This window comes from Amycolatopsis sp., assembly GCF_035276945.1.
GTDB lineage: Bacteria > Actinomycetota > Actinomycetes > Mycobacteriales > Pseudonocardiaceae > Amycolatopsis_E.
Genome location: NZ_DATELF010000067.1, coordinates 1 through 8,111, shown reverse-complemented (window position 1 = coordinate 8,111; position 8,111 = coordinate 1). Strand labels below are relative to the sequence as shown.

Here is an 8,111-nt window from a genome sequence, read left to right as displayed (position 1 = left end):
AGAGCGACACGCGAATATCTTGCTTCGTCACGCTGAGGTTTTCGGCAAGGTGGGATAGCGGCCTTCTATGCCTGTTACTCGGCCTGGGGGCCGAACCGCAGAAGCGGGACGTCGTAGAGGTGCGGTTGGCGGACGCGGTGCATCTGCGGGGCCGCGACTTCGATGACCAGCATTTCGGTGAGGAACTGGACTTGCGCGCCGAGCAGGTGGCTGGTGTGGCCGGTGGCGCTGTGTTCCTTGAGGCCGACCGTGACGTGGATGTGCGGCGCGACCCCGTTGGTTGGTCTCGTCCCAGGCGAGGGTGCCGCCGCCGAAGGCTTCGACGTTGGTCAGGTGGACCTTGGTCCACACGGGTGCGTTCGGGTCGTCAAGCTTGTCGCAGGTGCCGACGATCTGGACCTGGCTGAAGCCGGCGATGAAGCCGGGGATGTAGCCTTGGCGCACCCCGTTCTCGCCGCAGAAGTCGGCCAGGGCGGTGAAGAAGTCGTCGCCGTGGTCGAAGGCGACGGCGAAGCTGCGGCCGAGGGTGAGTTCGTGGCTACGCACGGGCGGCTCCCTGTGCGGTGGCGTGGTCGGTTTGTTGGTTGGGGCGGGCGTACCCGCCGGCCTGGGCGAACGTCGCGCGGATGTGGGCCTGGTCGTGTGCGGCGGCGAGCAGGTGGTGCAGCAGGATGCGGGCCTTGAGCGGGTCGAGGAAGCCCGCGGAGATCAGGCCCCGGCCCAGCAGGTCGGATTCGGAGCCGGGGAAGGCGTAGGTGTGGGCGAGCACCGAGCCGGCTCCGGTGCGGGAGGCCAGTACCACGGGCATCGTGGCGGCGAGGTCGGTGAGGGTGTCCACGACACGGGCGGGGACGTGTCCGACGCCGAACCCGGCCACGATCAGCCCGTCGCAGGAGTCGGCGGCCGCGTGCAGGAGAGCGCCGGTGTCGCCGAGCACCATCGTGACCAGGCCGACTTCGGCCGGGCGAGGCTCCGCTGCGGCCGGGAGAGTGGTGCGGCCAATCGGGTGATTGAGGATGCGGGGCTGGCCTTCCACGAGATACCCCAGCGGCCCGCCATTGGCGGAGGCGAAGGTGTGGCCGCTGGTGGAGTGCGTTTTGCGGACGCGGGCGGCGGCGTGGATCTCGTCGGCGAACACCACCAGCGCGCCGAGGTCACGGGTATCCGGGCTGGCGGCGGTCTGGACGGCGGCCAGTAGGTTGCCCGGTCCGTCGGCGCCGGCGAGGGTGGGGTTGCGCATGGCGCCGGTGACCACGACCGGTTCCGGCCGGGTGTGGGTGAGGTCGAGCAGGTAGGCGGTCTCTTCGATGGTGTCGGTGCCCTGGGTGATCACGACGCCGTCCGCTCCGGCGGCCAGTCGCGTCTCGATCGCGGTGGCCAGCGCGGTCAGGTCGTCGAAGCCGAGGGAGGCGCCGGGGACGCGGCGGAAGTCCTCGACCTCGACGGTGATGCCCGACTCCGCGAGGCTGGGCACGGCAGCGACGAGCTGGTCGGCCGACAGCGCGGGCACCACGCCGCCGCCCGCGGCGGAGGTCATGGCGATCGTGCCGCCGAGACCGAACACGACCACACGAGGTGCCACCGTAGGAGGTGCCGCGGTGCGGGTTTCGGGCACAGGTGTCCCTTCGTCGTCGGAGCCGGGATGATCATGCAGCCTTGCGGGCGGCAGGCGCGGCGGTGGCGAGGAAGCTCACCGCGCGGGACCGGTGGATCCTGGCTTTGCTGCACGAGCATCGCGTACTCACCAGCCACCAACTCCGCGACGCCGCCTTCCCCTCCGCCCGCGCCACCCGCCAGCGCCTGCGGGAGCTCTACCTGTGGCGGGTCGTGTCCCGCTTCCAGCCCTTCCAGCAGCTCGGCAGCGCCCCATGCACTACGTGCTCGGGCCCGCCGGCGCGGCCGTGCTCGCCGCCGAACACAGCCTCGAGATCAAAGACCTCGGCTACCGCCACGACCGGGCCCTGGGCATCGCCCACAACCAGCGCCTGGCCCACACCGTCGGCGTCGGCGACTTCTTCACCTCCCTCATCGCCCGCACCCGCTACCGGCCCGCGGATTCCCGCGACACCGCCGAGACGGTGACCGCATGGTGGTCGGAGGCGCGCTGCGCCCGCCACTTCGGCGACCTGGTGCAACCCGACGCCTACGGCCGCTGGCACACCGGCCGGCGCGAGATCGAGTTCTTCCTCGAATACGACACCGGCAGCGAAAACCTCACCAAACTCGCCCGCAAACTCACCGCCTACGAACGCCTCGCCGCGGCCACCGGCATCACCACACCCATCCTGATCTGGCTGCCCACCACCCGCCGCGAGGCCGGTGCCCGCGCCGCGCTCGCCCGCGTGCACGCCGACCTCGACCACCCCGACACCGTGCCCGTCGCCACCGCCGCCGCCGACCTGCTCGACCCCCACATTCGGCACCCCAGCCCCGCCGAAGCCGTGTGGCTGCCGCTCGTCCGCAGTCGCGCCCGCAGAACCGCCCCCCGCTACCGCCTGGGCGAGCTGTCCGACGCCTGGCCCCACCTCTCACCGCCCACCAGCACCCCCGGCGACAACGACACCACCCCAGAGGGCGCCACCTCGGCACGCCGGCTCCCACCCCCCACCTCGATCCCGCCCCGCGCAAGCCCGAACCGGCTCACTCGCACCGGCCGGTGACACCGTTCCCGCACCCGCCAGGAGGCAGGCCCAGCCATGGGAACCAAAATCGGCATCGGCATCGCCGGCTTCGTGCTCGCCATCCCCATCCTCATCGCCGCGCTCGTCAGTGCCGCGGTCACCCAGGGACTCGGCAAAGTCGTGGTGCGGGGGTTGTGACCTGCTGTTTTGTAGTTGTTGTGTGGTGAGCGGCGTGTTCTGGGTGGCGGGTGAGGTTTGAGCGGTTCGATGGAAGTTCTCACGCTCACCATCGATACCGATGAGGTCCTCACCCGCCGATGTCATCTTCGCCTATCCCTGTCGCGGTGTCCGCCGCGCGTGGCCGGTACTTCGCGGGTTCGCGGTCGTTCGCCGCGATCGGGCAGTGGGCTGCCGATGCCGGGACCGGGGTGCTTGCCTCGTTGGGCGCGTCTCGGGGTGCGGCGGAGGAATCGACATTCCGGCGGGCGTTCGCCCTGGTCAACGCCGAGACACTCGACCGCGTGCTCGGTGCCTGGTTATGGACCAAGTCTGTGCTGGTCACGGGGCGGCGGGTGATCGCGGTCGACGGGAAGACCGTGCGTGGCGCCCGCGATAGGAACGGTCAAGCGCCGCATCTGGTCGCGGCGTTGGCGCACGGAATCGGCACGGTCCTCGGGCAGGTTGCGGTGGCCGCGAAAACGAACGAGATCCCCGCCGTGCGGGATCTTCTGGCAGCGTTCGCGGATCTGGCCGGCGCGGTGATCACCATCGCACCCGAACGGGCGGGGCGCGAACGCCGCATGGGGCTTACGGTCGAGAGCGGACAGCACTGTTTGTCCCGCGCGGACATCCGCCAGCGCGACTTTTGTCCACGTGTGCCATCGGCGGCGAAAGCGCCGGACGGCACTGTGACGAGGGCGACACCACCATCAGTTCAAGGAGGAACGAATGGGCGAGGTCCTGGCCGAGGGCTACAACGTCTTCGACACCGCGAAGTCACCGAGCGGGACGGTCAAGTATCTGTCGGCCCCGGCTGACGTCATCCAGCTGATCCAGTCCGGCAAGCTGAAGGAACACATCCTGCTGGTTCGTGGTGGCACCACGACGTTTCTCGCTCCGGCGCTGAGCATGGGCGCGATTGGCGTTATCACGATGTCCGGAGCCCCGGAGTCCCATCTGGGCATCCTCTCCCGTGAGTTCCAGACGCCGTGCGTGATGACCGCACACCTGACGACCAGTGAGTCCCGGTACGTCGTGGGCAACACCGACGAGGCGCATTTCGAAGAGATCGCGAAGGAGCTGGACGGCCGCCGCGTGCGGCTGGACTGCACGGACCACGAGATTGGCCGCGTCGTCGCGAACTGATCCCCGCATCGAACCAAGTTTCGCCTCTCGAGCAACAGGAGCGTCAATGACGATCACCGGTGACAGCAAGGCCACCTTCAGGCAACGGTACGAGGAAGCCGACGACGGGCTCCGCTTCCAGGAACTGACCTACACGGGCAACTTCGTGGACATGGACCCCGTGACCGACGGGATCCTGGGCGACAAGATGATGCGCGCCAGGGCGAAGAGCAAGGTCCTGGAGCGAGTGTCCAAAGAGGATGTTCTGCGGGAGCAGTTCACCATTGACGAGCTCAACGATCTCAACAACTACCTCGCGTGGAACATCTGGGACGTGCTCGTCATGCGCGCCACCGAGGGCGTCTCCGGCATGATCCCCCGCCAGGAGTACGAGATCCTGGCCTTCATGCACGAGTTCTACCGGTGGCCGGAGATCCTGCGGATGACCACCGACGAGGTCGGTGCGCAGGGGGTCATGGACATCGGCGCGACGGCGCGCCGGGAGATCGGCACGAAGGTCAACGCGGTGCACGACTGGTGCATCGGCGCGGTGGGCTTCGGGATGGGACGCTGTGGGCTGCTGGCGCTGGAGGCCATCAAGGCGGACGAGTACATCGAAGAGTCCAACGAGATCCTCAAGTTCATGCAGCGCGTGCTGTGGGGCAAGCGGCAGGACGGCTACATCCTCAACTCGCAGGACCGCTACCGCTACCGCTGCCGCATCCACGAAGCGGACTTCCTGGAGCAGATCACCGCGCAGATCGAGCCGCTGGAGGCAGGCAGCCCCGCGCACCAGTCCTTCACGCAGTTCAACGCCGCGGCCGAGCTGCTGGCGTTCCTCGACCATTACGACTGCCGGCTCGGTCTCGGCGACACCGGGCCCTACGAGCTGCCCGACGGACGCCTGCTGATCCTGCGGGACCTGTTCGTCAACGAGGAGGCCTTCCACTGGAGTGATGTCTGCGAGGACGAGAAGCTGCCCCACTGCTACACGCTCGCGCTGACCATCGATCCGGAGAAGATGGGGCTGCAGGAGATCCGGGTCAACGACATCTCCACCACGTTCACCCGCCCCAAGAACTACATCGAAGCGATCGTGGGCGGTGCGGTGTTCGCCCGGGAGAAGTGGAACACCCCGATGGGTGAGGTCGACCCGATCAAGATCCAGGACCTCGGTGACCACCTGACCCGGGTGCAGAACGCGACACTGAAGCTGTACACCAAGACGTCGAAGATGTGCCGCCGGGACCTGATCTGGAACGGCCAGTACGTCTACTACATCGACATGATCCTGCCGCACCTGCGGCTCGCCGGCACGTACGACAAGGCCTGCCAGGACTACGACCTCTGGGAGATCGACCAGCGGGTGGCCAACTACTACTACTACGACATCACCAAGCGTGGTTTCGCGCAGGAAACGGTGCCCAGCAAAATCTTCTCGGGCGCCGGTTACCTGCCCTTCCCCGAGGGCGCAGACCGTCGCCGGTCGAAGTACCGCTGGCTGTAGCCGCTTCCACCCCATCGACCCCGGCCCGGGCGGCACCCGGTTTCGTCGTCCGGGCCCGGAAAAGGACAGTTATGACTGTGGTCACTCTCGTGAAACCCGACTACGACGTCCTCAATGTCGTCGCGCTGAAGAGGACGGCGCCCGCGCCGGTGATCGCGCGCGTGTGCGGATGCGATCCCGCGGACGCCGACGCGGCGCTGGCCCGGCTCGCCGAAGCCGGTCTCGTCTTCGTGGCCGACGCGCGGGCCATGCCCACCGACGAAGCCGAACCTGCCCTCGCCGAGGCGGCGAGCCGGTTCTACGCCGAGGTCAGGCAGGACCCGCTCGTCGCCTCGCTGGTCGACCGGTTCGAAACCGTCAATGCCCAGTTCCTCAAGGCGATGTCCTCCTGGCAGCTGATCGAAGTCGGCGGGCGCAAGATCACCAACAACCATGCCGATTCCGCCTACGACGACAAGGTGATCTTCCGGCTGGGCAGGCTGGTCCAGCAGCTGCAGCCGCTGCTGACCGCACTGGCCGAGCATGACCGCCGGTTCCTCACCTATCAGCACCGGTTCCTCGCTACCTCGCGCGCGATCGACCGCGGCCAGCACGACCTCGTGTCCTCGCCGACCGCCGACTCGGTCCACAACATCTGGTTCGAGTTCCACGAAGACCTGCTTCGCACCCTGGGCCGGGAACGGACCGAATGAACGACACGGTGGCGGGCAGCCTGTTCACCCTCACCTTCGACGAGGCCGACCCGGACGCGGTCGACCAGCTCGGTGGGAAGGGCGCGGGACTGGCCCGGATGACGCAGCGAGGACTTCGCGTACCACCTGGATTCATCGTCTCCACCGAGGCATGCCGGCAGTACCTGAAGTCGGACGCCATGCCGGACGGCCTGCTCGATGAGGTCTTCGGCAAACTCGCCGGCCTCGAGACCCGGACCGGCAAAACCTTCGGCCACGGGCCGCGGCCGCTGCTGCTCTCGGTGCGGTCGGGGGCGCCGATCTCCATGCCGGGCATGATGGACACCGTGCTGAACCTCGGCGTGAGCCGGGAGACCGCGATCGCGCTCGCCACCGCGACCGGCGACACCCGGTTCATGGCGGAGCTGGTGGCCAGGTTCCATGCGATGTACGGCGAGATCGTGCTGGGCGCCCTCGGCGACGACCAACAGCCGGAGGAGGTAGCCACGGCCCGCCCCGAGGACGACCCGGGCTGACGTTCGACCGTGTGTGGTCGGCTTGCGCGCGCCGCCTGCTGGACGACACCGGTGACCAGGTGCCGGAGTACCCGCGCGAGCAACTGGCGGGCGCGGTGCGGGCGGTCTTCGGTTCGTGGAACACCAGCCGCGCGCGAACGTACCGGGAGTTCCACAAGATCCCGCACGATCTGGGCACTGCGGTGGTCGTACAGTCGATGGTGTTCGGGAACATCAGCGACGACTCCGGTTCCGGCGTGGTGTTCACCCGGGACCCGGCCACGGGTGAGCCCGGCCTGTTCGGCGAGTACCTGGCGCACAGCCAAGGCGAAGACGTCGTCGCCGGCACCCGCACACCCGACCCGGTCCGCGAGGCACTGCCGTCGCCGGTGCTGACCGAGCTCGAACGGACCGCCGCCGCTCTTGAACGCGAAATCGGGGATGTGCTCGACATCGAGTTCACCGTCGAGCATTCGACCCTCTATCTGTTGCAGGTTCGCAGCGCCAAGCGCACCCCGGACGCCGCGGTGCGGATCGCGTCCGACTTCCTCGCCGAGGGCGAGGTGCCGCCCCGGAAGGTGTTGCGGCACGTAGCCGTCGACCATGTGCGTCAGGCGCAGCGGCCGGGCTTCGACCCCGCCGAGCTGGAGCAGGCCCGCATGAACGGGCGGCTGCTCACGGCCGGGATAGGTGCTTGCCCCGGGCAGGTGAGCGGTGAGCTGGTGCTGGACTCCGACCGCGCCAAGGAACTGGCCGAGGCCGGACACGCCGTCGTGCTGGCGCGCCCGGTCCGGGAGGCGGACCTGACCCGTTTCGTCGTAGTCCGCGGCGCAGCGGCGGCCGAAGCCGTTGCCGCTGTCGGCGAGGAAGGTCGTGATCGCGGTGCGTTTGTCGGGTGCCACGTCGCCGCCGAAGACGTGCGCGAAACAGTAGGCCAGGCCGTTGTCCACCAGGACCCGGCGCAGCACCTGCATCGCGTTGGACGACATCACCGCGAGTGTGCAGTGCCCGGCCAGTGTGCGCACGACCTCGGCCACGCCCGGGACCAGCGACGGCGTGTAGTCCTCGCGCAGTAGCTCAAGGAATGCCTCGGACACGGCCTTCGCCTGGTGTTCGTCCCGGCACAGGCTCCTGATCGAGGCGAAGACGTTGCCGCGGAAGAGGTCGAAGTACTTGTCCGGGCTGTCGACGCCGAGGCCGAACCGGTCGTTGATCCGGGAGAAGATCTCCCAGGACGCGACGCGGGTCTGGACCAGCGTCCCGTCCAGATCGAAGAGCACCGCTCGCACCGGCGGTTTCTGGTCACTCATGCTCAGACCCGAATCCGCGAATAGTGTGGTGACACGCGCTTGGGGATGGTGATAGGTGCCGCTCTGACCTGGGGTGATGTTGGTTGTGAGGCCGCAGTCATCCGAGGGAGAGGGCACCTATCTGGTGGGCAGTGTACGTGGTA

At 68.3% G+C, this 8,111-nt stretch carries 8 protein-coding genes and 2 pseudogenes; 8 read left to right on the top strand and 2 right to left on the bottom strand.

From position 1 onward, the window contains the following. Positions 1-538: 538 nt before the first annotated feature. On the bottom strand, positions 539-1,582 hold the full coding sequence (locus VJT49_RS11555; protein ID WP_324164757.1) for an asparaginase: 1,044 nt from the start codon (positions 1,580-1,582) through the stop codon (positions 539-541). Between the two features lie 8 nt (positions 1,583-1,590). Here VJT49_RS11555 and VJT49_RS11545 point away from each other — a divergent pair. From VJT49_RS11545 to VJT49_RS11515, 8 genes and pseudogenes are all read left to right on the top strand, one after another. After that, positions 1,591-2,660, top strand: a pseudogene (locus VJT49_RS11545) (replication-relaxation family protein). 36 nt (positions 2,661-2,696) lie between these two features. Then, complete coding sequence (locus VJT49_RS11540; protein WP_324164755.1) at positions 2,697-2,819, top strand: hypothetical protein; 123 nt, start codon at positions 2,697-2,699, stop codon at positions 2,817-2,819. 119 nt (positions 2,820-2,938) lie between these two features. Then, positions 2,939-3,658 carry an ISAs1 family transposase gene (locus VJT49_RS35170; protein ID WP_414635914.1) on the top strand — a complete coding sequence of 240 codons (720 nt, stop codon included), beginning with the start codon at positions 2,939-2,941 and terminating at the stop codon, positions 3,656-3,658. Further along, the gene (locus VJT49_RS11535) at positions 3,570-3,986 is read left to right on the top strand and encodes a PEP-utilizing enzyme (RefSeq protein WP_324164754.1); all 417 of its coding nucleotides are present in this window, start codon (positions 3,570-3,572) and stop codon (positions 3,984-3,986) included. Before VJT49_RS35170 ends, VJT49_RS11535 begins: the two co-directional genes overlap by 89 nt. A gap of 46 nt (positions 3,987-4,032) precedes the next feature. Further along, on the top strand, positions 4,033-5,472 hold the full coding sequence (locus VJT49_RS11530; RefSeq protein WP_324164753.1) for a hypothetical protein: 1,440 nt from the start codon (positions 4,033-4,035) through the stop codon (positions 5,470-5,472). Positions 5,473-5,543: 71 nt separating this feature from the next. Further along, a complete protein-coding gene (locus VJT49_RS11525) occupies positions 5,544-6,164 on the top strand; it encodes a hypothetical protein (protein ID WP_324164752.1) in 621 nt (206 codons plus the stop codon). Then, on the top strand, positions 6,161-6,679 hold the full coding sequence (locus VJT49_RS11520) for a PEP/pyruvate-binding domain-containing protein (protein WP_324164751.1): 519 nt from the start codon (positions 6,161-6,163) through the stop codon (positions 6,677-6,679). The genes VJT49_RS11525 and VJT49_RS11520 overlap by 4 nt, the downstream gene beginning before the upstream one ends. An 11-nt stretch (positions 6,680-6,690) precedes the next feature. Beyond that, positions 6,691-7,734 (top strand): PEP/pyruvate-binding domain-containing protein, encoded by a 1,044-nt coding sequence (locus tag VJT49_RS11515; protein WP_324164750.1) that lies wholly within the window; start codon positions 6,691-6,693, stop codon positions 7,732-7,734. On the opposite strand, the pseudogene VJT49_RS11510 reads toward VJT49_RS11515, so the two are convergent. Continuing rightward, positions 7,615-7,968 (bottom strand): annotated as a pseudogene (locus tag VJT49_RS11510) (HAD family hydrolase); the annotation flags it as partial. The gene VJT49_RS11515 and the pseudogene VJT49_RS11510 sit on opposite strands and share 120 nt — an antisense overlap. Between the last annotated feature and the right edge of the window lie 143 nt (positions 7,969-8,111).